The sequence below is a fragment of the Rossellomorea marisflavi genome (assembly GCF_009806575.1).
Classification (GTDB): domain Bacteria; phylum Bacillota; class Bacilli; order Bacillales; family Bacillaceae_B; genus Rossellomorea; species Rossellomorea marisflavi_A.
Genome location: NZ_CP047095.1, coordinates 1,917,406 through 1,940,027, shown reverse-complemented (window position 1 = coordinate 1,940,027; position 22,622 = coordinate 1,917,406). Strand labels below are relative to the sequence as shown.

Genomic DNA, 22,622 nt, shown 5'->3' with positions numbered 1-22,622 from the left:
TTATTTCCCCTCTCTTATTCTCTTTTAGGCTTTAGGCGTCTCGATTGCCGTCAAATCGCCTGACTTGATCTTTTCTCCAGAGGCCAAATGGATCCAAATGGCCGAATCCTTCTTGGAAACGGACTGGACCACTCCTTGCTTGACCTCTTCCCCTTCTTGCCAGGATACCAATTTACCGATCAGCATCGTGGCATTTACGAGAGTGGTATCACCGGGTGCAGTCTGGTTCACCTGTGAGATATTGGCCGGCGTCAGGATACTATCGTCTTCCATGATGAATTCAACCGATTGGTTCTTGAAACGCACTCCCTTGATGATCCCTTCCCCCTGCTCGATGGCAGCATCCTCTCCTTCACCAGACAGCTTGTGCCAGGTGACCTGCTTCCCGACGAATGAATTGTATGAAATCAAACGGCTCTGTGCTTCCGCTTCAACAAAACCTTCCATCGTCTTATTCAGATTGGTCATCTGCTCCAAGGACGAGAATGTAGCCATCTGTGCGATAAAATCTTTGTCCTGCATAGGGTTCATGGGATCCTGATTCTGAAGCTGGGTCATCAGGATTTTAAGAAAGTCATCCTTGCCGAGAATATCATTTGCGCCTGAACGCTTCTCCGGTTGAAGATTCGAGTAAAGTAAACCGGGATCGATTTTCGTCATGTTATCACCTGTTCATTCTTTATGAGTAACTCTTTGAAATCCGTATCTGAATCTGGTTCCCTCTCCTGTCCGTCCTGTTTCTGTCCGTGTTCTTTGGACTGCTGTTGTGATTGTCCCCTGAAGGCTCTTTCAGGATCGCTCAGACTCTGTGACAGTTCGATTTTATCCACCTGGATATTCTGAGAGTGAAAAGCCTGCTTCAATCCCTGCAGATGGGAATCGAGCATCTCCTTGGCCGATGCAGATGATGCCATGATCTTTGCGGTCATCACACCGTTTTGCTGAAGGAGCTCGATCCTCACGGAACCCAGATGTTCAGGATAAAGCTTGATGAACAATTTGCTCATCGAACCCATCGATGAAAACTGGGACTTGCCCAAAAGGTTCTGAAACTGCTGGACAAAGCTTTCAGGCTGTTCAGGTTTCAGGAAAAGACTTGCTTTCATTGTGGCTGTGCCTTGGACAGAAGTGGATGGTTGGAATGCATTCACACCAGATGGAACCTCACGTACCATCTTTTCCACCTGATTCCCGGCCTTCAATTCGGATTCTTTCCGACTTGTCCCTTGCCCGGACCCTTCCATCCTGACCAGAAGTTCTTTAAGGGCCTCTTTAATCTGGATCGACTCATAAGTGCTGTTCCACTCGGATTTGCCCGCGGCACTTAAAAGTTCCATTGCCCTGATCAGCTTGACCGCCTGCTCAAGCGGCTGCGACTTCATTTCTGTCGGCAGCTCCTTTGAAAGCTGAAGGATCCCGGCAACGAGCTCTCGAAGATCATCAGGGGGTTCAATCTTTCCAGGCATGACATGCATCTCTTTCAACAGATCAGCATGATAGGCCTGGAGAGTCTCCACATCGATTCCAAGAATCTCTGCCATGTCCTCCATGGTGATCTCTTCATGCCCTGACTGTGCCTCTACCTCTTCTTCGGAGATTGCGAGACTTGACAGGCTGTCTGTCTGAAGAAGCAGTTGAAGACTCTTCAGGAGCGAAGGCTTCTCTGCTGCATCGGGCATCATTCCGCCCTCCTGTATTTGTCCGAGAAAGCCCAGAAGCTGAGAAGTGAAGATTGCCCCTTCTCCTGCTGCCGTCTCTCCTTGCGCTTGGGAGGACGAGGACAGGGCACCCAGCTGGTTCATCAGTGGATTGATCTGCATCATCGGTCTCCTCCTTCTTCCGCCGTGATCATGCCCGTGTACTTGGCTGCATCAGCCGGGGGCATTTTTTCAAGGATGGACGCCAATGTCGCCGGCTTGATGCTCGACAGAATCTTGACGGCATCGTCATCTTTCATATTCAGGATGACAGGGGCTGCATTCTTTGCCGACATCGCTTCATAGGTCGAGATGATCTCTTTGAAGGAACGCTTACTTTCGTCGCCGGTTTGACGGAGTTCCTCCATTTCGGAAGACTGTTGCTCCATGGATGCATTCAACCCGTCCACTTCTTTTGTTTTTTGCTCAAGAGAAGAGCTCAGCTGAGCAATTTCGGCTTTTTGATCTTCTATGACCGCCTTGAGGGCATCCGTGTTTTCTTTCTCGGTATCAGCGGACGCCGGTTCCTTATCGTCGGTAAACGGGATGCTGATTCCGAGGGATTGTGCTTTTTCGAATACGTTTGTTCCTGTTGCCGTCAAAACCACCAGCGTGACGACAATGATGAACAGGATCGGGATCAGGACGATGAATACGAATTTTTGGAATCGCCCGTGAGGCTGAGGGCCGTCGATTTCGTTTGATTTAGCCATTTTTTCGTCACCTGACTTCCTGCTTCATGTACTGGGTTACGGAAACTTCATCCAACTGCTTGTTTTCTTCCGCCTGAAGGTTTCCAAGAAAGGCTTTAAAATCCTTTTCTTTCAACCTTTCATACTTCTTTACTTCGATATTCATCTCGATCATTTTCTCTTCAAACCAGTTCATCCTGTTTCTTGCCTGTACCACAAGGTTCTGAAAGTAAGAAATGGTCTTCTCGAGATTCGTGATGAACTGCTGATGATGCCTGATATCGAGGATCGATAACCCGGTAGAAAGCTTCTCAACCTGCATGGCCTCCAGGGTCTCTTTCTTCTTCAGCGCCTCATATAATTGTTCCGCAGCTTCTTGGAATTTTGACACACTGGATTTGTACTGTTCTTGCATCTCTTCTTTTTCCTGCTCCTTTAAGGTAAGGATCCGCTCGAATCGATATTCATAGTTCATGCTTTCATTCACCCGTTTCCGCCAGCTGTATTAGCTCTTCTACACTTTCCTTGAAAGAGCGCTTTTCCATGACATCCTGTTTCAAATAAGAAATGATGGCCGGATAATAGTCGATGGCTTCATCCACTTCCCGAGAAGAACCCTTTTTGTATGCTCCGATCTGAATCAGGTCTTCCGATTTCAAATACGTACTGAGAAGTTCGCGGATCCGGGTTGCAGCTTGTTTGTGCTCAGGATCCGCAAGATGATTCATCAATCGGCTGACACTTTTCAGAAGATTGATAGCCGGGTACTGCCCTCTATTGGCAATATCCCGATCCAGGACGATATGGCCGTCCAAAATTCCACGCACCGTGTCGGAAATCGGTTCGTTGAGATCATCCCCATCCACCAGCACGGTGTAAAAAGCTGTGATGCTTCCATTTGTATTGGTTCCGGTCCGTTCCAAAAGTTTTGGAAGGATGGCGAATACGGACGGAGTATACCCTTTCGTGGTGGGTGGCTCGCCTACAGCAAGACCGATTTCACGCTGTGCCATCGCCACCCTTGTAGCAGAGTCCATCATCAGCATCACATTCATTCCCTTGTCACGGAAGTATTCAGCGATGGCCGTGGCGGTAAAAGCTCCTTTGATCCTTTTAAGAGCTGGCTGATCTGACGTTGCGGCAACCACGATCGTCCGCTTCAGTCCTTCCTCGCCAAGGTCTCTCTCAATGAATTCCCTCACCTCTCTGCCACGTTCCCCCACAAGGGCGATGACGTTCAGGTCGGCTTTCGTATTCCTGGCAATCATTCCGAGCAGGGTACTTTTTCCGACCCCGCTCCCTGCAAATATACCGATTCTCTGCCCCTTGCCAACTGTGAGCATACTGTCGATCGCCTTCACACCGACCTCCATGACTTCATCAATCGGAGGACGTGACAGTGGATTTGGGGATTCTTTTTCCGTGTGGACAGAACTAAGTCCATATGGAAGGGAACTGCCGTCAAGGGGATTTCCAAGGGAGTCGATGACCTTCCCGATCAATGACGGTCCGACTTTGATCTCAAGCGGTTTTTCCGTGGCTTCCACCAGGCTGCCCGGAGCGATGTCCTGCATACTCGTATACGGCATCAAAATGACCAGGTCCCCATTGAATCCGACCACTTCTGCAGGAATGATTTTCTCTTTCCCCCTGCTTTTCATATGGATATGGCACACTTCACCCACAGAGCTCTCAGGTCCTTGGGATTCAATCATCAGGCCTACTACGCGATGGACTTTTCCGTATTTTTTGAATGTGGGGGTCTTGGGGATGAAATCCAGAAGTTCACTCGCTTTCATCCTTCCTCCTCCATCCGCTCAAGAAGCTTCCTTTTCAATTCCTCAAGCTGGGAATCGACGGAAAGGACGATTCTACCCTGCTTTGTTTCCATGTAACACTCCATAGGATCGAGATCATCGTTCGCATAGACGAATAATTGCACTTCTGCGGGGAACATCGCTTCCAGTTCACTTTTATGCTCCATAAGAAGGGGGTGCCTGGATGGGTGGATATGGATCCGCACTTCCGGCAGATCCCTGACTTCCTTGAGTCCTCTCTGAAGGAAGGGGATGAAACGCTCTTCATCTTCGAGTTCCTGATGGATGATTGTCCCAGCACACTTGACACCAAGGGACAGGATGACCTTCTCTGCACGCTCAATGTAAGAGTAATAGTTTTCTCGGTTGTGCTCGACAATCCGGTTCGCTTCGTCGATGATTCCGGTATAAGCATTGTAACCAGCTTGTTTTCCTTCCTGTTCCCCCAGCAAATAGCCTTCATTGTAAGCTTCTTCCATGAGGCGTTCCCTTTCCTTTTCCCACTCTCTCCTGGCCGTTTGAATCGATCCCTGGATCCGTTGGTGTTCACGCCGTGCATCGTCAAGGAGAAGATCCGCTTCCATTCTTGCATTCTCCAGAAGGGCATCAGTATCTGCGCCGTGGTCTGGTGTATCACCCACGCGCGAGAGGATCTTTCTGGGTTCGATGATCTTGCTGCCGTGCTCGGCGGCATTTTTGATGATCTTAGACAATGATATCGTCTCCCCCGCCTCTGGCGATGATGATTTCTCCCGAGTCTTCGAGTCGTCTGATAATGGACACGATCCTTGATTGGGCTTCTTCTACGTCTTTCAAGCGGACCGGCCCCATGAATTCCATCTCTTCTTTGATCGTTTCGACCATGCGGCTCGACATATTCTTGAATACGACATTCTTGACGTCATCAGCCGAGACTTTAAGGGCAAGGAGCAGGTCTTCATTCTCACAATCCCGTATGACGCGTTGGATGGAGCGGCTGTCAAGGGTCACGATATCCTCAAAGACGAACATCCGCTTCTTGATTTCTTCAGCCAACTCGGGATCTTGTATTTCCAGCGAGTCGAGAATCGTTTTTTCCGTGGAACGATCTACCCCGTTCAGCACTTCAACTACCGCCTCTACTCCGCCTGTCTGCGTATAATCCTGTGTGACGGTGGCTGACAGCTTCTTCTCAAGGATGGCTTCGACTTCACTGATCACTTCAGGAGAGGTGCCATCCATCAAGGCGATCCTGCGCGCAATATCCGCTTGGACCTCTTGAGGAAGTTCAGAAAGGATTTGTCCTGCCTGTTGCGGATCAAGATAGGAAAGTATGAGCGCAATCGTTTGAGGATGCTCATTCTGAATAAAATTCAGGATTTGGGCTGCATCGGCTTTGCGGGCAAAATCGAATGGTCGAACCTGAAGGGAAGACGTTAAACGATTTATGATGGCTGTTGCTTGATCGGCTCCCAATGCCTTTTCTAAAACGGTCTTCGCATAACCTATACCGCCCTGTGAAATATAATCCTGGGCCATGGCAATGTGATGAAACTCTTCCAAAATCCCTTCCTTCGCCTCCGTCTCCACCTTTTTCACACCGGAGATCTCAAGGGTGAGCTTTTCAATTTCTTCTTCTGAAAGATGCTTGTACACCGATGCCGATACATCCGGCCCAAGGGAGATCAGGAGAATCGCTGCCTTTTGCTTACCTGTTAGTCCTTTTTCTCTTCTCATTCCGATCCCCCTATTCTTCCGCTAACCACGTGCGCAGTAATTTTGCAAATTCTTCAGGTTTGTCTTTGGCCATCTTTTCAAGCTGCTTCCTCCTGATGGTGGCCTCTGTTTCCTGTTTCGGTTCAATATCCGGGATGGGAGCCTGTTCCAATTTCTCTTCCACGAAAAGCTCTTCCACTTCTTCTTCTTTTTTCCTTGAGCGAACGATCATGATGACGAGGAGGATGATCACAAGTAGCAGCACCCCTCCGACTGCATAGATCCACCAAGGCAGGCCGGTGGTTTTCTCGTCGTTCAACTCCACCTTGCCGTTGAAAGGCTGTACAGACACGACGACCTTATCACTCAGTTCCTGATCGGTCAGATCGGGAACTTCATCTTTGTCGATGGACGTACGGATGATCGTTGACAGAACCTGCTGAATATCGTCAACCCTTGATTGCGGAAGTGAATTCAAGTTGTCTGGCTCTGGTGGTTCGACCATGACCTGTATTCCGATATCCCTTACCTTATATGGACTCTCTGTGATTTCTTTCTTGATTCTGTTCACTTCGTTATTAATGGTTTCTTCCATTTTTTCGTAGTCACCATTTGACGCACTGCCTGATCCATATGTGATACCGCTGTTTGTCGGTTCATTGCCGTCACCTGCACCAGGTGTACCCCCGTCGGCCGCACCTTCACCGGAGTATGTTTCATTGATCCGCTGTGCACTGACTGCAATTCCTTCCATATTTTCCTCATCTACAGGAGTTACGAGGTTTTCCTCCCTATTTTCCTGGGTAAAGTCAATATCAGTTGTAACGGACACGACGACCTTATTGAAGCCGATCATCGTTCCAAGCATATTTTGGACCTGTCGCTGAAGATCACGCTCCACTTCCTTTTTGATCTCCATTTGCCCAGCCACTGCGCTGCTTCCTGCATTTTGTGAATCAAGATCGAAGTACTCGAAATTTTGATTCATGATCACGATATTATCCGTAGGAAGCTTAGGTACACTTTTGGAAACCAGGTGATAAAGGGATTTGATCTGTCTCTGGTCCATTGTGAATCCCGGATTGGTATTCAATACGATGGACGCAGAGCCCTGCTGATTCTCATCGCTCACGAATACCTGCTCGGCCGGCATGTTGATCATGACCTTTGCATCTTTCACGCCGTCGATGCTCTTCATAAGATCTGCCAGTTCGGTCTGCATGGCATCCAGCTTCAATACATTGAATTCATTATCCGTCATACCGAATCCGGCGTTTTGACTAAAGAAGGAATAATCGATGCTTCCTGAATTCGGGATGCCTTCCGCGGCAAGCTCCACCTTCAATGTATCCACCTGTTCCTTCGGGACCATGATCGTCGTTCCACCGTCGGAAATTTCCGAAGTGATCCCCCGTCCATCGAGGTTTTCCTTGATCGTCCCTGTTTCCGATACGGAAAGATTACTGTATAAAGGCACAAGATCTGTTCTGGTTGCAAAGAAACTGATGATGGCAATCAAGATGAGGATGAGCAGTAAACCGATCCCCATTCCGGCTTTTTGTTTTCGGGAACGACTGACCCAAAACGTTTTTATCTGATCTTTATATTTCGTAAGCGATTCATTCATTACAATCCTCCGGTACTAGTGCCAAACGACTTACATTGGCATTCTCATGATTTCCTGATAGGCTTCAATCACTTTGTTTCTCACTTCCATGGTAGTCTGCATGGTGATGCTTGCTTTTTGGGATGCAATCATGACGGAATGCAGATCCACATTTTCCCCCATCACCAGTTTTTTTGTCATTTCATCGGATTGAAGCTGGCTCTTGTTTACTTCATCGATCGTATCCTTCAGTAACTTGCCAAACCCCGCTTCTCCGGTTTTCGTTTCATTTATCTTGACTGACGGTATCATCATACCGCCTTGTACAGAATTGACTCCTGAGATCGCCAAGTGCTTCCCCTCCCTTATTTGCCTATTTCAAGTGCTTTTGACAGCATGGATTTATTGGCATTGAACACCGTCACATTCGCCTCATAGGAACGAGTAGCCGAAATGAGATCGACCATTTCACGCAAAGGATCTACATTCGGCAGCCTTACGTATCCTTCAGCATCGGCATCCGGATTTTCCGGGTCATACTGCATCTTATAGGGCGTTTGGGTATCTTCTTCTATCCTAGAGACCTGAACACCGCTCCCAGGGGAATCAGTTTTGCCCATTGCCTGGTTCAAGAATGAAGTGAACCCTCCGCCTTTACTTTCCATCACGACGCTCTTGCGCGTATAGGGTTGCCACACGCCGTCAACCAGCCTCCCCCTCGTTGTATCCACATTGGCCATATTGGACGAGATCGTGTCCATCCTAAGCCGCTGTGCGGTAAGGGCCGACGCCGTGGTATTCATTCCTGCAAAGATGGTCATACTTATTTCCCTCCTTTAATGACTGACTGGAGGCTGTTGAATTTACCGCTCAGTCTATCTGTTACGGCATTATAATAGATTTGATTGGAAGCAAGGTCTGACATTTCCTGATCCAAGTCGACCCCATTCCCGTTATGATTGTATTCATTGGGTTGTTTGATTGAAATTCGACTGCTAGAGGGCTGTGAGTGAAAGGCGAAGTGCCTTGAGTCCGTCCTGGTTGCTTCCAGCGCATTCATGGAATCCTGAAGCACCTGACTGAACTCTGCTTTTTTCGCTTTATAATTCGGGGTATCCACGTTGGCTATATTTTGTGATATGGTCCGTTGATTCAGCGAAGCATAGTCAAGACCTCGTTCAAGAACTGAAAATGTATTGGAAAAAATGTTCACTATATCCACCTCTAACTAGTTATTTTACAAATTACTACTTAGTTTGACATATTTATCATGCAACAGTATTTATTGTAATGTTTCGTACAGGTAGTGTCTATGAAATTTCCGTAAAAATGATAGAACTTTGTCGATAATTGAAAAAAATATGACTTATAGACTATACAAAAACCTTTTGTTGCCAACCTGCTGAACAAGCGAATCTGGGCTAAAAGAATATAAAAGATCCCTCACCCCTTATTTCATCCGGTTTTGTGACATTGAATGCCCATTTACTTATTGTAATAATTGTAAATCATCGCCTATTTCCGTCGAATGCCGTCGTTCTTGGAATTAATTTAATTGTACTATTCAACAAATGTTTAACAAGGGCTTAAGATTCACCTCACATAGTACTTTTGTTTTATTTTTGGATATTTGTTTATCGTTCTCTGAAGGGATTTACGGGGTGGAAGCTGAATGAAGGCTGTCATAATGGTCATATTCCTGACAAATTCCCGAAAAAGTTTTCTAAGCATATATAGTGATTTTCACAACGCAAAAAAACCCCATCACCGGATAACGATGAAGGGGTTCCACTATTAGTTGGTGCGGAGCTTATCCAATTCAACAAGGAATTTATTGTTTAGCACTTTAATGTACGTCCCTTTCATACCTAGGGAGCGTGACTCAATAACGCCGGCACTTTCAAGCTTACGCAGAGCGTTGACAATCACTGAACGGGTGATCCCTACACGGTCAGCAATCTTGGATGCCACGAGCAATCCTTCGTTTCCGTCAAGTTCTTCGAAGATATGTTCAATTGCTTCAAGCTCACTGTACGATAGGGAGCTGATTGCCATTTGAACAACCGCTTTACTACGTGCTTCGACTTCGATCTCATCCGCTTTTTCACGAAGGATCTCCATTCCAACGACCGTTGCACCATATTCACCGAGGATGAGGTCATCATCTTCGAATGAAGCTTCGAGGCGGGCAAGGATAAGGGTTCCCAGTCGCTCTCCACCACCGATAATCGGAACGATTGTGGTCAAGCCGCTGTTGAATAGTTCTTTGTTCTCTACAGGGAACGCAGTGTACTCACTATTCACATCAAGGTTTGGAGATGTTTCCTGTACATTGAAAAGATTTTGCGTGTACTCTTCAGGGAATTGTCGATCTGCGAGCATCTGTTTCATACGCTCATTTTCAATCTGTTGATTGATTGCATAGCCTAGAAGCTTCCCTCTTCTGCTTACAACGAAGACATTCGCTTCGATGACCTGGCTCAATGTTTCGGACATTTCCTTGAAGTTAACTGGTTTACCTGCTGCATTTTGCAGCATGGCATTAATGGTTCTTGTTTTCGCTAGTAAATTCATACGATTTCCTCCTACTACGGCTAAAGTGTTTCTTCTTCAATATATATTGGGATGAATTCATGGTTCTTTACCCATATTCAATCTAAAAAAAACTTATAGAATAAATTGGCTAAGATCCTTATCTTTTGCGATGGCCTTCAGTTTTTCGTCGACATAGCCCGGAGTGATTGAAACGGTTCCCATCGATATATCTGGCGCTTCGAACGATAGATCTTCAAGTAGTTTCTCCATGATGGTATGGAGCCTTCTTGCACCGATGTTATCTGTTTCCTGGTTCACGTCATAGGCGATTTCGGCGAGTCTACGAATAGCATCGTCAGAAAATTCGATTTGTATACCTTCTGTTTCCAGTAACGCAATATATTGCTTGATGATCGCATTATCAGGTTCAACCAGAATCTTCACGAAGTCATCCGTGGACAGCTTCTGAAGCTCGACTCTGATCGGGAAACGCCCCTGAAGTTCCGGAATGAGGTCAGACGGTTTGCTCATATGGAAAGCACCGGCTGCGATGAACAGGACGTGATCCGTTTTCACGGAACCATACTTGGTTACGATTGTGGAACCCTCGACGATCGGCAGGATATCACGCTGTACACCCTCCCTCGACACATCGGCTGACGACTGACCGGAACTCTTGCTCGCGATCTTGTCGATCTCATCGATGAAAATGATCCCGGACTGCTCTGCCCTGAGGACGGCATCCTGCGTCACTTCATCCATGTCGATCAGCTTTTGGGCCTCTTCACTCGTCAGGACGGCACGGGCTTCCTTCACCTTGAGCTTCCTCTTCTTTTTCTTTTTAGGTACAAGATTGCTCAAGGCATCCTGCATATTCATCCCCATCTGTTCCATTCCGGACCCTTGCAGCATATCGAACATCGATGCCTGCTGCTCTTCCACCTCGATGGTAACGAACTCTTCTTCCAGTTCACCGTTGCGAAGCTTTTCCTCAATGACCTTCCTTTTTTCCTGGAGGGACATTTCTTCCTGCTTATCCTGATCATCATCAGAAGATTGGGTTTGATTCCCTCCGAAGATCATTTCGAAAGGGTTTTTATAGGATGAGGACTTTTTCTTTGAAGGAACGACCAGTTCGACGAGACGCTGATCGGCATTTTTTCTAGCGGCCTCTTGCACACCCGCCATCTTCTCTTCCTTCACAAGACGCACCGATGTTTCCACCAGGTCCCTGACCATCGATTCGACATCTCGTCCTACATAACCAACTTCAGTGAATTTCGTTGCTTCCACCTTAACAAACGGTGCACGCACCAGCTTCGCGATCCTTCTGGCTATCTCGGTTTTCCCGACTCCCGTAGGACCCATCATCAGGATATTCTTCGGGATCACTTCGTCCCGCAACTCATCTGAGAGAAGACTTCTCCGGTATCTGTTGCGAAGAGCGACTGCTACAGCCCTCTTGGCATCCTTTTGACCGATGATGAATTGATCGAGACGCTCAACGATCTGCCTCGGCGTTAAATGTTCCGAATTCTTCATTCTCTACACACTCCTTTGCCCCATACGGGAATCTATATCAAAGCTCTTCAACAATGATTTGACTATTCGTATAAACGCAAATTTCAGCTGCAATATTCAGGGATGACCGGGCAATTTCCTTTGCCGTCAGGTGCTCACCGGCATATTGCTTCAATGCGCGTCCCGCAGAAAGGGCATAATTGCCCCCTGAGCCGATAGCAAGGATTCCGTCATCCGGTTCGATGACTTCCCCGGTACCCGAAATCAACAAAAGGTGGTCCTGGTCCATCACGATAAGCATGGCTTCAAGCTTTCTCAGGATTTTGTCGCTTCTCCATTGCTTCGCAAGCTCGACGGCAGCCCTCGGTAGATTCCCGTTGAATTCCTGGAGCTTCCCTTCAAACATTTCGGAAAGTGTGAAGGCATCGGCAACCGATCCGGCGAATCCTGCAAGAACCTTGCCATTGAAAAGCTTCCTTACTTTCCTGGCCGTATGTTTCATGACGACCGAATTACCGAATGTCACCTGACCGTCACCGCTCATGGCACACTGACCGTTATGTTGAACGGCGAATATCGTTGTTGCATGAAATTGTTCCATCCTACTCATTCCCTTCTCCATTATGCACGTGGATGATGCGCGAGGTATGACTTCCTCAATTGGTCTTTCGATACATGCGTATACACCTGGGTGGAAGAAAGAGAGGCGTGCCCAAGGAGATCCTGCACGGCCCTCAGGTCCGCCCCGTTATTCAATAGATGCGTGGCGAATGTGTGCCTGAGCATATGAGGGTGAATCTTTCTGGTCAGGGAGGCTTTGTCGATCAGCTTGGTCAGGATCAGCCTGATCCCCCTTTGCGTCAACGGACCTCCCCGATGATTCAGGAAGAGGTGTTTCTCTGACGCATGATTGGCCAAAGACGTCCTCGATCGGTTTATGTATTCCTCCAGTGCATCATGGGCAAAACTCCCGAACGGTACGTACCTCTCCTTGCCACCTTTTCCCCGGACCAGCAGGATCGATAGGGAGAAATCCAGATCATCCAACGTAAGACCCGAGCATTCACTTACCCTCATGCCGGTTGCGTACAGCAGCTCGAATAGTGCCCTGTTCCTGATCTCGAGGGGAGTGGAATCCCCACAGGCATCAAGGAGTGCTTGTATTTCTTCTTCATAAAAAAACTTCGGCAGCCTCTGCTCCCGCTTCGGAAGATTCACATAAGAAAAAGGGTTCTCAAGGACACGGGCTTCCCTGTTCAGGAAACGATAAAAGCTTCTTATGCTCGATACTTTCCTCGCGACAGAAGCTCTTTTCAAACCTTGATCATGGAGTTTGGTCAAAAACAGCCTTGCATCAGAATACTCGACATCTTTCAAAGAACCTAAACCCTGTTCTTTCATAAATACGTAAAACTCTTCAATATCATGACGATAATGTTCAAATGTATAAGAAGAATAATGCTTCTCTATTTTCAGATAATCGATAAAGGATTGTAGTGAACGTTCTTCATTCATTCGTTAAACACCTCACAAGGGCTACTAAATAGTAACACAACCCCCTGGGGCTTGCAATTCATTTCACCCTTTTTTCACAAAGTTCTGAATTGTTTATCCCATTGGGGGACCTTTTTACATTCAACCCCTTAAAACGGGGCCAACGGGCTGGTCATCCACCATGAAGAATTGTACACCAATTGCGTAAAATAAAAAAGTTTTAAGTATTTTGTAAATTTATGTATAAGGTGGAAACAACAAAAGAACTGACCTGAATGGCATTGAGCTTTCAGGACAGTCCCTTGTTTATTCTATGCTTTTGGAATCCATTCTTCAATAGGAAGAATGACCCTCCGATTACTTTTGTTCTTCTTCCTTATAATCGCAGTTGACACATTGGATCTGATTTCCTTTTTTGAGCTTCTTCTCCACGAGCATTTCGGAACATTTCGGACATTTCCGTTCAATCGGCTTATCCCAGGAAAGGAAGTCGCATTCCGGATATTGATCACATCCGTAGAAGATTCGCTTCTTCTTGCTCTTCCTCTCAATGATATTCCCTTTTTCGCACTTCGGACATTTCACGCCGATTTCCTTGACGATCGGCTTCGTGTTGCGACAGTCAGGGAAGTTGCTGCACGCCATGAATTTTCCGTAGCGTCCCATTTTGAATACCATCGGATGGCCGCATTCTTCACAGTCTTCACCGGCCGGCTCATCCCGGATCTCGACTTTTTCCATTTCATTCTCGGCGATTTCCAGATGCTTCTCGAAATCTTTATAGAAATGCTCGATGATTTTTTCCCATTTTTCATTGCCCTCTTCGATATCATCCAGGCTTTTTTCCATATTGGCGGTAAATTCCACGTCGATGATATCGGGGAAGAATTCCCGTACAAGCTCGAGGACGATCTCCCCGAGTTCGGTAGGGATAAACCGCTTGTTATCAAGGGATACATATCCCCTTCTCTGGATGGTATCCAATGTCGGTGCATATGTGGACGGACGACCGATCCCCAACTCTTCAAGGGTCTTGACGAGTCTGGCCTCGGTGTATCTTGGAGGCGGCTGGGTGAAATGCTGATTCGGGTCGATGGCTTCGGAGGTGACTTTATCCCCTTCTTTGAGGGCGGGAAGGATATTGTCCTTCTCTTCCTTCTGGTCATCCGATCCTTCTACGTAGACCTTCATGAATCCAGGGAATTTCACTTTTGAGCCCGTCGCCCGGAAGAATACTCCTCCATTGACCAGGTCCACACTCATCGTATCCATGACGGCTGGTGCCATTTCACTAGATACGAACCGTTCCCAGATCAGCTTATAGAGCCGGTGCTGATCCCGTGACAGGAATTCCTTCACCGAAGACGGATCCCTCAGGGTGCTGGTAGGCCGGATGGCTTCATGGGCGTCTTGGGCTTTCTGTTGTTTCTTTTCCTTACGGGGACTGGTTTTGAGGAACTCCTCCCCGTATTTTCCGACGATGTACTCACCGGCTTCTTTTTGAGCGACTTCGGAAATCCTGGTCGAATCGGTTCTCATATAGGTGATGAAACCGACGGTCCCTTCCTTGCCGCCCATCTCGATTCCTTCATAGAGCTGCTGGGCGAGCATCATGGTCTTTTTCGCCCTGAAGTTGAGCTTACGGGCCGCTTCCTGCTGAAGGGAGGAAGTGGTGAATGGAGGTGCTGGATTGCGCTTCCGTTCCTTTTTGGTTACCTTGTCAACAGAGAATGACTTTCCTTTCATCTGTGAAAGGACTTCTTTCACTTCATCTTCATTCTTCAGTTCCACTTTTTTGCCATCGATCCCGTAGAATGCTGCCGAAAAGCTGTCTTTCCCTTTTTTGAACTGAGCATCGATGGACCAATATTCTTCAGGTGTGAACTCTTTGATTTCATTTTCCCTGTCGATGATCAATCGGACTGCAACCGACTGGACCCGTCCAGCGCTCAGCCCCTTCTTCACTTTTTTCCATAAAAGCGGGCTGATATTGTAACCGACTAGGCGGTCGAGGATCCTTCTTGCCTGCTGTGCATCGACAAGATCCATATTGATGGCCCTCGGGTGCTTGAATGACTCCTTGATGGCATCCTTCGTGATTTCATTGAATACAACACGGCAATCCGATGCGACATCAATGTCCAGACTATGGGCGAGGTGCCATGCTATGGCTTCCCCTTCCCTATCGGGGTCAGCTGCGAGATAGATTTTCTTCACTTTTTTCGCAGCGGTTTTCAATTCTTTCAAGACGGGGCCTTTCCCGCGGATGGTGATATATTTCGGTTCGAATTCGTGTTCAACGTCGACACCCATCTGGGACTTCGGTAAATCCCTGATATGCCCCATGGATGCACGCACTTTATATTTTTTTCCTAAGTAACGCTCGATTGTTTTTGCCTTTGCTGGCGATTCTACGATTACCAGATAATCTGCCATTCATGGGCCTCCTTAAAGAGGAAAATGATCCTTTTTCAATCTTAATTCCCTAAATCTCCCTCCACCAGACAGGTAAGGGAAACGTTTTCAGCAATCGTTGCAGAGCTGAAACGGGGATCCGATTTCTTCATTATGTCTCTCTTCTATTGTTTTTGATACCTGATGCAAAATGTATAACAGTTTCATCATAAATGCAACCATTTTGTACAAAAACCTGTTAAATCATCACGCCATACGGACCGGTGACCACTAGGACTGCGATAATTCCTGAAGGATATCCTCTGCTGAAATCACCATTCTGGCCCCCTCCTGAATGAGGCTGTTCGTCCCTTCGGACATGGGTGCGAATAGCGGACCAGGGATGCAGAACACATCTCTCCCCTCGTTCAGTGCATAATCTGCCGTACTATACGTACCGCTTTTCCGCTGTGCCTCCGTCACCAGTACGGCATGACTCAAGCCGCTGATGATCCGGTTCCGCAGTGGGAACTGCCACTTTTCCGGTCTTGTATCGGGAGGATATTCACTGATCATAAGATGGTGGTCCATCATGTGGCTGGCAAGGGCCGCGTTTTCCTTCGGATAAATATGGTCGAAGCCCCCTGCAATGACACCGATGGTTTTTCCACCGCTGCGGATAGTGGTTTCATGGGCAATCGTATCAGCACCCCGGGCAAGCCCCGATATGACCGTTACGCAGTGTTGGGAGAGGGATGGGATGAGCCGGGTGAGGACCTTTCCAGTGTAGGGGGTGCACTTTCTTGCCCCGATGATAGCTAGTTTCATAGGGGTGTGTAGCAGTTCGGTCCTCCCCTTGCAGAACAGGAGCAGGGGTGGATCATAGACTTCCTTTAGCAGGTCAGGGTATTCTTCATCATGGATGGTCAACCATTCAATCCCTTTATCGGCATAAAGCAGTTTGAGTCTGGCATAGGGGATGGAATGGAATTCTTTATGGAGTTTTGTTGCTTTGTCAAAAGGGATGGAAAGCAGATGTTGTAGTTGAGCGATGGAGGGTAGGGCGGGTGAAGGGTGTTGAAGGGAGGAAAGCAGCTTTAATTTTCGGGTAATGCCGATCTCTCGGCAGTGGGACAGGCGGAATAACGCTTCACGTCTTTTCAGTGAAAGGACCTCCTTTTATGGGTAAGGGAAAAAGGGCTGAGTCCATCAGCCCTTCCCTCTTGATTAATGAGTTTTACATTTATCGTAAATGCCTTTGTCCTTCAGGACGGATATGAGGGTTTCTCCCATGTCGGATGGAGTCGGCGCCACTTCGATTCCGCACTCATTCATGACGCGGATCTTTTCGTCTGCCGTCCCTTTCCCACCTGAAATGATTGCCCCTGCATGTCCCATACGCTTTCCTGGAGGCGCAGTGCGTCCACCGATGAATCCGACAACCGGTTTGGTCATATTCGCTTTGACCCACTCAGCCGCTTCTTCTTCTGCTGTTCCACCAATTTCACCGATCATGATGACAGCATACGTTTCTTCATCTTCGTTGAAGGCTTTCAACACATCGATGAAGTCCGTTCCATTGACCGGGTCTCCGCCGATTCCGACTGCCGTCGTTTGACCGATGCCGGCTTGTGAAAGCTGATGAACCGCCTCATACGTCAATGTACCGGAGCGGGAAACCACGCCCACGTGACCTTTTGTATGGATATAACCAGGCATGATCCCGATCTTACATTCATCCGGTGTGATGACACCAGGACAGTTAGGACCGACCAGGCGGGTCTTCTTGCCTTCCATATAGCGTTTCACCTTCACCATATCCAGTACCGGGATATGCTCTGTGATACAGATGGCAAGATCCAGTTCAGCATCAACCGCTTCGAGGATCGCATCTGCCGCGAACGGAGCAGGCACATAAATGACAGAAGCATTGGCATTGGTTGCCTTTTTCGCTTCTTCGACTGTATTGAATACAGGTACGCCTTCGACTTCTGTTCCGCCTTTACCAGGAGTCACACCAGCTACGATCTGAGTACCGTACTCAAGCATTTGCTTCGTGTGGAAAAGCGCTGTTGAACCGGTGATTCCCTGTACGATGACTTTTGTATCTTTATTAATAAATACGCTCATTTTTCTCCCGCCTTTCTCAGCCTACTTGCTCAACGATTTTTTGTGCGCCGTCAGCCATTGATTCGGCTGCAATGATATTCAAGCCTGATTGATTCAGGATTTCTTTACCCAGGTCTACGTTCGTACCTTCAAGACGCACGACAAGAGGAACGTCCAGGCCGATCTGTTTCGCCGCTTCCACGACACCCGTTGCGATGACGTCACACTTCATGATTCCACCGAAGATATTGACGAAGATCCCTTTTACGTTTTCATCGGAAAGGATGATTTTGAAGGCTTCCGTTACTTTCTCAGCCGTTGCGCCGCCCCCAACATCAAGGAAGTTGGCGGGATCTCCACCATAGTGCTTCACGATATCCATCGTGGCCATGGCAAGGCCAGCTCCATTGACCATGCAGCCGATATTTCCGTCAAGGGAGATATAGCTTAGATCATATTTTGATGCTTCGATTTCTTTTGCATCTTCCTCTTCCAGGTCACGCAGGGCAAGGACGTCTTTTTGACGATAAAGAGCATTGGAATCAAAGTTGAATTTTGCATCAAGCGCCATGACATTGCCGTCACCCGTGACAACTAAAGGGTTGATCTCCACAATGGAAGCGTCTTTTTGCAGGTATACCTGATAAAGCCCGAGCATGAACTTGGCTGCTTTACCGACCAATTCCTTCGGGATGTTGATGTTGAATGCAATGCGTCTTGCCTGGAATCCAGTAAGACCCACTACAGGATCGATATACTCTTTGAAGATTTTTTCAGGTGTTTGTTCCGCTACTTCTTCGATCTCAGTACCGCCTTCTTCAGATGCCATGAGCACCACTTGTGAAGTTGCACGATCAAGAACAAGACCGACATAATATTCTTTTTTGATGTCGCAGCCTTCTTCGATAAGTAAGCGCTTTACTTCCTTCCCTTCAGGACCCGTTTGGTGTGTCACCAATGTTTTTCCTAGAAGTTCATCGGCATATGTACGAACATCATCCAAGCTTTTCGCGATTTTGACTCCGCCCGCTTTTCCGCGGCCGCCCGCATGGATCTGAGCTTTTACTACATACACACTTGATTCGAGTGTCTTTGCAGCTTCAACCGCTTCATCGGCAGTGAAGGCCACTTTACCGTTTGGTACGGATACCCCGTTATTTCTGAGGATTTCTTTACCTTGATATTCATGGATATTCATTTTCCATCCTCCTATCGAACTCTTCAAAAAATAGACTGCGCTTTCATTGTATAAAATGATAGATTAGATGTCTACCATTATACTAAAAATATTATATTAATTTAAAAATTCCAACATTTCAAGCGAGGCGGATGCGCCTGCCGAGGAAAGGCGCTTTAAGAATATATTATACTTGAAAACCAATTACTTGCCTCCGCTGAATGATTTATCCACGCGATAAATGAAAGCGAACACTTCGGCAACCGCCCCGTATAGTTCTTCGGGGATCGACTCCTTGACGTCAAGCTGCCCCAGGAGATCCACGAGGGTTTCATCCTCCTGGACAGGGATGTCATGCTCTTCAGCCCTTTTGAGAATCTCTTCGGCAATCAGCCCCTTCCCCTTGGCGATGACACGGGGAGAGCCGTCCTGAGTACGGTCATACCCAAGCGCTACTGCCGCTTTGCGCTTTTGTTCCCTGCTCATATGCGGATATCCACTCCTTTGTGCCCAGCCGGGTGTTGATCGGTCACGGTCCCGGGTCCGGGACGTGATTCCGGGATTTTAAAGAGTATGGAGGAAAATGTATATCCGTTTTCTTCCACTCCCTTTTTGAGGGCCGGCAGGAATTCGAGGGCAAGATCCTTTAACCCCGGGTGCTCATTCCAGACGACGATCTGCAGGACCCTCTGCTGAATCTGCAGGTCGACGATGGTCTCGTCCAGATTCCCGAGATGAAGGTAGAACATCACTCTGCAGTGGCTGCTGTCGATCTGGCCATCATCGGTTTTCTTCCCGCTCCACTGGATGGTCATGTCCGTCTGACCTGCTGTGTGATAGAGGGGGATCTGATGGACGATGGTGAGAAAGCCGGATTGATCTTGTGACACAAGGGAAGGATGGTTCATTTTCAGGACGATTTCGTCGGCCCTTTCCCTGATGGCAGCCGATGGGTGACTCTGGCTGAGCTGGATCAGCTGCCGTTTGGCTGAATCCACGAGGGGATCGGATTCATAATTCAGCCCTAGGGATGAGACTGCCTTCTTTAACAGCTGGGAGATGTCCCTTCCGTGAATGACTTCCCTCAGTTCCTCAAGCACGATGGAGCGGAGCTGTGAATGGAGCGAGTCCTTGTTTGTCCCATCACGCCCTTCAAGTTGTCCTGCAGCGGTTCTAACCTCTATGGGTGAATGTACAGATGAGATGAGATCTTTCTTTGCCGTAATGATGGCATCGATTACCCGACGGGCAAAGGAGGTAAGCTCCTCAGAAGAAGGAGGGGCAGAAAGGCGTCTCATGGATGCTGCACCATCTTCCTTCATTCCGGCTCCAAGCTTGGTTAACCCTTCTTCAGCAGCTGCTGCGTCCGGAAAAGATTTCAGCATCGTTTTCACCAGTTCTTCCTTCCATTGACCCATCCTGCTGTTATCAGGCAGGACACCCAGCTCCTTTAAAAGATCGAGTGCTGCCAGCCGGAGGGGGAAAGGCTTGGCATCGTCCGCCAGTATCCACAGGGCACGGTCTGCCACCTTCCCTCCTGCCAGCGTTTCAAGGGGTGCCTGAACGTTCTTCATGAGCTTCTCAGCTTCTGAAGTCGAGCCTGCTGCCATCAGTTCATTTTTCAACCCCTCAATGCCGGTCAATAAGGAACCCTGCTTCCCTCCTGCTTCAAGGGATCTGTATATCCGGTCTGTAAATGGGAGATGCTGCCTCTCCATCCTTAGGAGTATCTCGGGGTTCAGACGGTTCCCCATCGCTTTTGCAAAGTCGATCATGGTCTTTGTGATCGGAACATTCAGACGCAGGGCCTCTCCAATCAGCTCTCTTACCGGCCCCTCTCGATTCAGTGCATAATGAGAGAGGAGGGCATCCAGGATTTGACCACCATCTCGTTGGGGTCGTCCCGTAAGAACAGAGAGACCGATCCCGTCTCCATTCTGCTTGGTCTCTACCCAATAGCTTTCACCGGCTTTTAACCCGGTCTGGACGCCGGCAATGAAACGATGCCCCCCGGCAGACACTTCAGCTGTCCCGTCTCCGAGCATGCGGTTTACGCGGATGAGCAGGACCCTCCCTGGAGAAAAGGTCAGGGGTTTGGGTTCATTTCCCTGTATCTGTTCTGTCCTTCCCAGTATCCGCTCCATAGCATCAACTCCCTTTAGATCAATTTCTCTTTAACCGGTGCGAAACTGGCTCTATGTATGGGTGTCACGCCGTACTGGTCCAACCCTTTCAGGTGATCCGCCGTACCGTACCCCGCGTTCTTTTCAAAGCCGTATCCGGGATAGGTGACGGCATACTCCTTCATCAGACGGTCTCTTGTCACCTTCGCGATGATGGAAGCAGCCGCAATCGAGATGCTGGTCGCATCTCCCTTGATGATGGATCTGCTCGGGTATGGTGTCGTAAGCGGCATGGCATCGATCAATAAGTGATCAGGCTTTACCGAAAGGTCCTCTATTGCCGCACTCATTGCTTTTTTCGTTGCTTCATAAATGTTGATTTCATCGATTACTTCCGGGCCGATGATACTGATGCCGACCGCTTTTGACTGCTCCATGATCGTCGTGTAAAATGCTTCGCGTTTCCGCTCCGGCACTTTTTTGCTGTCTGTGAGTCCCGGGAGGTGGAAATCGTGAGGAAGGATGACAGCAGCGGCCACTACGGGCCCAGCAAGTGGTCCCCTTCCGACTTCGTCGATTCCGGCAATATGATCATACCCGGCGTTCCATAATTCGTTTTCATGGATGGACATGCGCGTAAACTCGGCAATCTCCTTCGCCTTTTTCTCACGGGAGGCTTCCGCACTTTTGACCAACTGACGGACACCCTTGCGCGGGTCGAGCTTCAGTTGGTCCCAGAGGGGATCATCTTCTGCCAGTTGTTTAAGTGTTTCTTTTATCTCGGACACTGTCATATCAATTCGTTCCATCGTTGTACCTCTCTTCTCTATATCGGTTGGATCTTCAGCAAATTAAAGAGACTGCAGCAGGGTCATCCCTTTTGCAGCCTTTTTATCAATCTTCGACCTTGACTTCCACACGGTCGAACGTAATGGGACCGAGTTGAACGTTCCGTATATCCCTGACGATCACTTCGGCCGTCTTATCATAGTTGATTTCTCCTCCGGCCATGAGACAACCCCTTTTGGCACCGATATGATTGAAGCTTTCCACCACATCTTCAGGGATCTCCTTGATCCCATATCGCGACTCCAAACGGTCGGGATAGGTTTCTTCCAGGAACCTTAGGGCATAGACCGCTATATCCTGCAGATTGAGGATGGTATCTTTGATGGCTCCTGTGAGGGCCAGCTTGTAGCCTACTTCCTGATCTTCGAACTTCGGCCACAGAATCCCCGGCGTATCCAGGAGCTCCAATTCCTTGCCGACTTTGATCCATTGTTGGGCTTTGGTTACTCCCGGTGTGTTCCCGGTTTTGGCTATATTCTTTTTCACGAGACGGTTGATGAGGGTCGACTTCCCTACATTGGGGATGCCGACGATCATCGCCCTGATGGCCCTCGGGCGCATGCCTCTCGACTTCATGCGGTCGAATTTTGCCTTCAGGATCTCTTTCGCACCACTCACGATCGCTTGTAGCCCTTTTCCTGCCTGGGCATTGACTGCTAAAGCCATGATTCCTTGTTCTTCAAAATAGTGAATCCACTGCTTCGTTTTACCCGGATCCGCCATGTCGGCTTTATTCAAAAGGACTAGTCTCGGCTTTTCACCGATGATTTCCTCTATCATCGGATTTCGGGATGACAGGGGGATGCGTGCGTCCACGAGTTCAATGACGATGTCTACGAGTTTCAGCTTTTCCGTTACCTGTCTTCTTGCTTTTGCCATATGGCCTGGAAACCATTGAATGGTCATATGACCA

General features: G+C 48.2%; 23 protein-coding genes. All 23 read right to left on the bottom strand.

What is annotated here, in order from left to right:
* Positions 1–24: 24 nt before the first annotated feature.
* Entirely contained in the window at positions 25–660 is a 636-nt protein-coding gene (flgD, locus tag D5E69_RS10155) for a flagellar hook assembly protein FlgD (protein WP_048004050.1), read from the bottom strand.
* A complete protein-coding gene (locus tag D5E69_RS10150; RefSeq protein WP_159129614.1) occupies positions 657–1,823 on the bottom strand; it encodes a flagellar hook-length control protein FliK in 1,167 nt (388 codons plus the stop codon). The genes flgD and D5E69_RS10150 overlap by 4 nt, the downstream gene beginning before the upstream one ends.
* On the bottom strand, positions 1,820–2,410 hold the full coding sequence (locus D5E69_RS10145; RefSeq protein ID WP_048004052.1) for a MotE family protein: 591 nt from the start codon (positions 2,408–2,410) through the stop codon (positions 1,820–1,822). Before D5E69_RS10145 ends, D5E69_RS10150 begins: the two co-directional genes overlap by 4 nt.
* A 7-nt stretch (positions 2,411–2,417) precedes the next feature.
* Positions 2,418–2,864: a flagellar export protein FliJ gene (fliJ, locus tag D5E69_RS10140; protein WP_048004053.1), complete on the bottom strand. Its 447-nt coding sequence runs from the start codon at positions 2,862–2,864 to the stop codon at positions 2,418–2,420.
* 4 nt (positions 2,865–2,868) lie between these two features.
* A complete protein-coding gene (gene fliI, locus D5E69_RS10135; RefSeq protein WP_048004054.1) occupies positions 2,869–4,188 on the bottom strand; it encodes a flagellar protein export ATPase FliI in 1,320 nt (439 codons plus the stop codon).
* The gene (fliH, locus tag D5E69_RS10130; protein WP_159129613.1) at positions 4,185–4,919 is read right to left on the bottom strand and encodes a flagellar assembly protein FliH; all 735 of its coding nucleotides are present in this window, start codon (positions 4,917–4,919) and stop codon (positions 4,185–4,187) included. The genes fliI and fliH overlap by 4 nt, the downstream gene beginning before the upstream one ends.
* Positions 4,912–5,922, bottom strand: a complete 1,011-nt coding sequence (fliG, locus tag D5E69_RS10125) for a flagellar motor switch protein FliG (RefSeq protein ID WP_048004056.1) — start codon at positions 5,920–5,922, stop codon at positions 4,912–4,914. The genes fliH and fliG overlap by 8 nt, the downstream gene beginning before the upstream one ends.
* Before the next feature lie 10 nt (positions 5,923–5,932).
* A complete protein-coding gene (fliF, locus tag D5E69_RS10120) occupies positions 5,933–7,528 on the bottom strand; it encodes a flagellar basal-body MS-ring/collar protein FliF (protein WP_159129612.1) in 1,596 nt (531 codons plus the stop codon).
* A gap of 30 nt (positions 7,529–7,558) precedes the next feature.
* Positions 7,559–7,819, bottom strand: a complete 261-nt coding sequence (fliE, locus tag D5E69_RS10115) for a flagellar hook-basal body complex protein FliE (protein WP_048004520.1) — start codon at positions 7,817–7,819, stop codon at positions 7,559–7,561.
* Positions 7,820–7,872: 53 nt separating this feature from the next.
* The gene (flgC, locus tag D5E69_RS10110; protein ID WP_048004058.1) at positions 7,873–8,328 is read right to left on the bottom strand and encodes a flagellar basal body rod protein FlgC; all 456 of its coding nucleotides are present in this window, start codon (positions 8,326–8,328) and stop codon (positions 7,873–7,875) included.
* A 2-nt stretch (positions 8,329–8,330) separates the two neighbouring features.
* The gene (gene flgB / locus D5E69_RS10105; RefSeq protein ID WP_048013074.1) at positions 8,331–8,720 is read right to left on the bottom strand and encodes a flagellar basal body rod protein FlgB; all 390 of its coding nucleotides are present in this window, start codon (positions 8,718–8,720) and stop codon (positions 8,331–8,333) included.
* A 581-nt stretch (positions 8,721–9,301) separates the two neighbouring features.
* Positions 9,302–10,081 (bottom strand): GTP-sensing pleiotropic transcriptional regulator CodY, encoded by a 780-nt coding sequence (codY, locus tag D5E69_RS10100; protein WP_048004060.1) that lies wholly within the window; start codon positions 10,079–10,081, stop codon positions 9,302–9,304.
* Between the two features lie 93 nt (positions 10,082–10,174).
* Positions 10,175–11,584, bottom strand: coding sequence for an ATP-dependent protease ATPase subunit HslU (gene hslU, locus D5E69_RS10095; RefSeq protein WP_048015551.1), 1,410 nt, complete (start codon positions 11,582–11,584; stop codon positions 10,175–10,177).
* Positions 11,585–11,621: 37 nt separating this feature from the next.
* On the bottom strand, positions 11,622–12,164 hold the full coding sequence (gene hslV / locus D5E69_RS10090; protein WP_048015611.1) for an ATP-dependent protease subunit HslV: 543 nt from the start codon (positions 12,162–12,164) through the stop codon (positions 11,622–11,624).
* 20 nt (positions 12,165–12,184) lie between these two features.
* A complete protein-coding gene (xerC, locus tag D5E69_RS10085; protein ID WP_048004062.1) occupies positions 12,185–13,078 on the bottom strand; it encodes a tyrosine recombinase XerC in 894 nt (297 codons plus the stop codon).
* A gap of 336 nt (positions 13,079–13,414) precedes the next feature.
* Positions 13,415–15,493, bottom strand: coding sequence for a type I DNA topoisomerase (gene topA / locus D5E69_RS10080; RefSeq protein WP_048004063.1), 2,079 nt, complete (start codon positions 15,491–15,493; stop codon positions 13,415–13,417).
* A 249-nt stretch (positions 15,494–15,742) separates the two neighbouring features.
* Positions 15,743–16,390, bottom strand: coding sequence for a DNA-processing protein DprA (dprA, locus tag D5E69_RS10075; protein ID WP_262370519.1), 648 nt, complete (start codon positions 16,388–16,390; stop codon positions 15,743–15,745).
* Positions 16,391–16,678: 288 nt separating this feature from the next.
* Complete coding sequence (sucD, locus tag D5E69_RS10070; protein WP_048004065.1) at positions 16,679–17,581, bottom strand: succinate--CoA ligase subunit alpha; 903 nt, start codon at positions 17,579–17,581, stop codon at positions 16,679–16,681.
* A 16-nt stretch (positions 17,582–17,597) separates the two neighbouring features.
* Positions 17,598–18,758 carry an ADP-forming succinate--CoA ligase subunit beta gene (gene sucC / locus D5E69_RS10065; RefSeq protein ID WP_048004066.1) on the bottom strand — a complete coding sequence of 387 codons (1,161 nt, stop codon included), beginning with the start codon at positions 18,756–18,758 and terminating at the stop codon, positions 17,598–17,600.
* 183 nt (positions 18,759–18,941) lie between these two features.
* Positions 18,942–19,223 carry an EscU/YscU/HrcU family type III secretion system export apparatus switch protein gene (locus D5E69_RS10060; protein ID WP_048004067.1) on the bottom strand — a complete coding sequence of 94 codons (282 nt, stop codon included), beginning with the start codon at positions 19,221–19,223 and terminating at the stop codon, positions 18,942–18,944.
* On the bottom strand, positions 19,220–20,881 hold the full coding sequence (locus D5E69_RS10055) for a TP0910 N-terminal domain-containing protein (protein ID WP_159129611.1): 1,662 nt from the start codon (positions 20,879–20,881) through the stop codon (positions 19,220–19,222). Before D5E69_RS10055 ends, D5E69_RS10060 begins: the two co-directional genes overlap by 4 nt.
* Positions 20,882–20,895: 14 nt before the next feature.
* Complete coding sequence (gene rnhB / locus D5E69_RS10050) at positions 20,896–21,669, bottom strand: ribonuclease HII (protein WP_048004069.1); 774 nt, start codon at positions 21,667–21,669, stop codon at positions 20,896–20,898.
* Between the two features lie 85 nt (positions 21,670–21,754).
* Entirely contained in the window at positions 21,755–22,615 is an 861-nt protein-coding gene (gene ylqF / locus D5E69_RS10045; protein WP_048013069.1) for a ribosome biogenesis GTPase YlqF, read from the bottom strand.
* Positions 22,616–22,622 lie beyond the last annotated feature (7 nt).

Excerpts from the sequence above, each read along its gene's own strand:
- flgD (WP_048004050.1), bottom strand. The coding sequence starts at position 660 with ATGACGAAAATCGATCCCGGTTTACTTTACTCGAATCTTCAACCGGAG.
- D5E69_RS10150 (WP_159129614.1), bottom strand. The coding sequence starts at position 1,823 with ATGATGCAGATCAATCCACTGATGAACCAGCTGGGTGCCCTGTCCTCG.
- D5E69_RS10145 (WP_048004052.1), bottom strand. The coding sequence starts at position 2,410 with ATGGCTAAATCAAACGAAATCGACGGCCCTCAGCCTCACGGGCGATTC.
- fliJ (WP_048004053.1), bottom strand. The coding sequence starts at position 2,864 with ATGAACTATGAATATCGATTCGAGCGGATCCTTACCTTAAAGGAGCAG.
- fliI (WP_048004054.1), bottom strand. The coding sequence starts at position 4,188 with ATGAAAGCGAGTGAACTTCTGGATTTCATCCCCAAGACCCCCACATTC.
- fliG (WP_048004056.1), bottom strand. The coding sequence starts at position 5,922 with ATGAGAAGAGAAAAAGGACTAACAGGTAAGCAAAAGGCAGCGATTCTC.
- fliF (WP_159129612.1), bottom strand. The coding sequence starts at position 7,528 with ATGAATGAATCGCTTACGAAATATAAAGATCAGATAAAAACGTTTTGG.
- fliE (WP_048004520.1), bottom strand. The coding sequence starts at position 7,819 with ATGATACCGTCAGTCAAGATAAATGAAACGAAAACCGGAGAAGCGGGG.
- flgC (WP_048004058.1), bottom strand. The coding sequence starts at position 8,328 with ATGACCATCTTTGCAGGAATGAATACCACGGCGTCGGCCCTTACCGCA.
- codY (WP_048004060.1), bottom strand. The coding sequence starts at position 10,081 with ATGAATTTACTAGCGAAAACAAGAACCATTAATGCCATGCTGCAAAAT.
- hslU (WP_048015551.1), bottom strand. The coding sequence starts at position 11,584 with ATGAAGAATTCGGAACATTTAACGCCGAGGCAGATCGTTGAGCGTCTC.
- hslV (WP_048015611.1), bottom strand. The coding sequence starts at position 12,164 with ATGGAACAATTTCATGCAACAACGATATTCGCCGTTCAACATAACGGT.
- xerC (WP_048004062.1), bottom strand. The coding sequence starts at position 13,078 with ATGAATGAAGAACGTTCACTACAATCCTTTATCGATTATCTGAAAATA.
- topA (WP_048004063.1), bottom strand. The coding sequence starts at position 15,493 with ATGGCAGATTATCTGGTAATCGTAGAATCGCCAGCAAAGGCAAAAACA.
- sucD (WP_048004065.1), bottom strand. The coding sequence starts at position 17,581 with ATGAGCGTATTTATTAATAAAGATACAAAAGTCATCGTACAGGGAATC.
- sucC (WP_048004066.1), bottom strand. The coding sequence starts at position 18,758 with ATGAATATCCATGAATATCAAGGTAAAGAAATCCTCAGAAATAACGGG.
- D5E69_RS10060 (WP_048004067.1), bottom strand. The coding sequence starts at position 19,223 with ATGAGCAGGGAACAAAAGCGCAAAGCGGCAGTAGCGCTTGGGTATGAC.
- D5E69_RS10055 (WP_159129611.1), bottom strand. The coding sequence starts at position 20,881 with ATGGAGCGGATACTGGGAAGGACAGAACAGATACAGGGAAATGAACCC.
- rnhB (WP_048004069.1), bottom strand. The coding sequence starts at position 21,669 with ATGGAACGAATTGATATGACAGTGTCCGAGATAAAAGAAACACTTAAA.
- ylqF (WP_048013069.1), bottom strand. The coding sequence starts at position 22,615 with ATGACCATTCAATGGTTTCCAGGCCATATGGCAAAAGCAAGAAGACAG.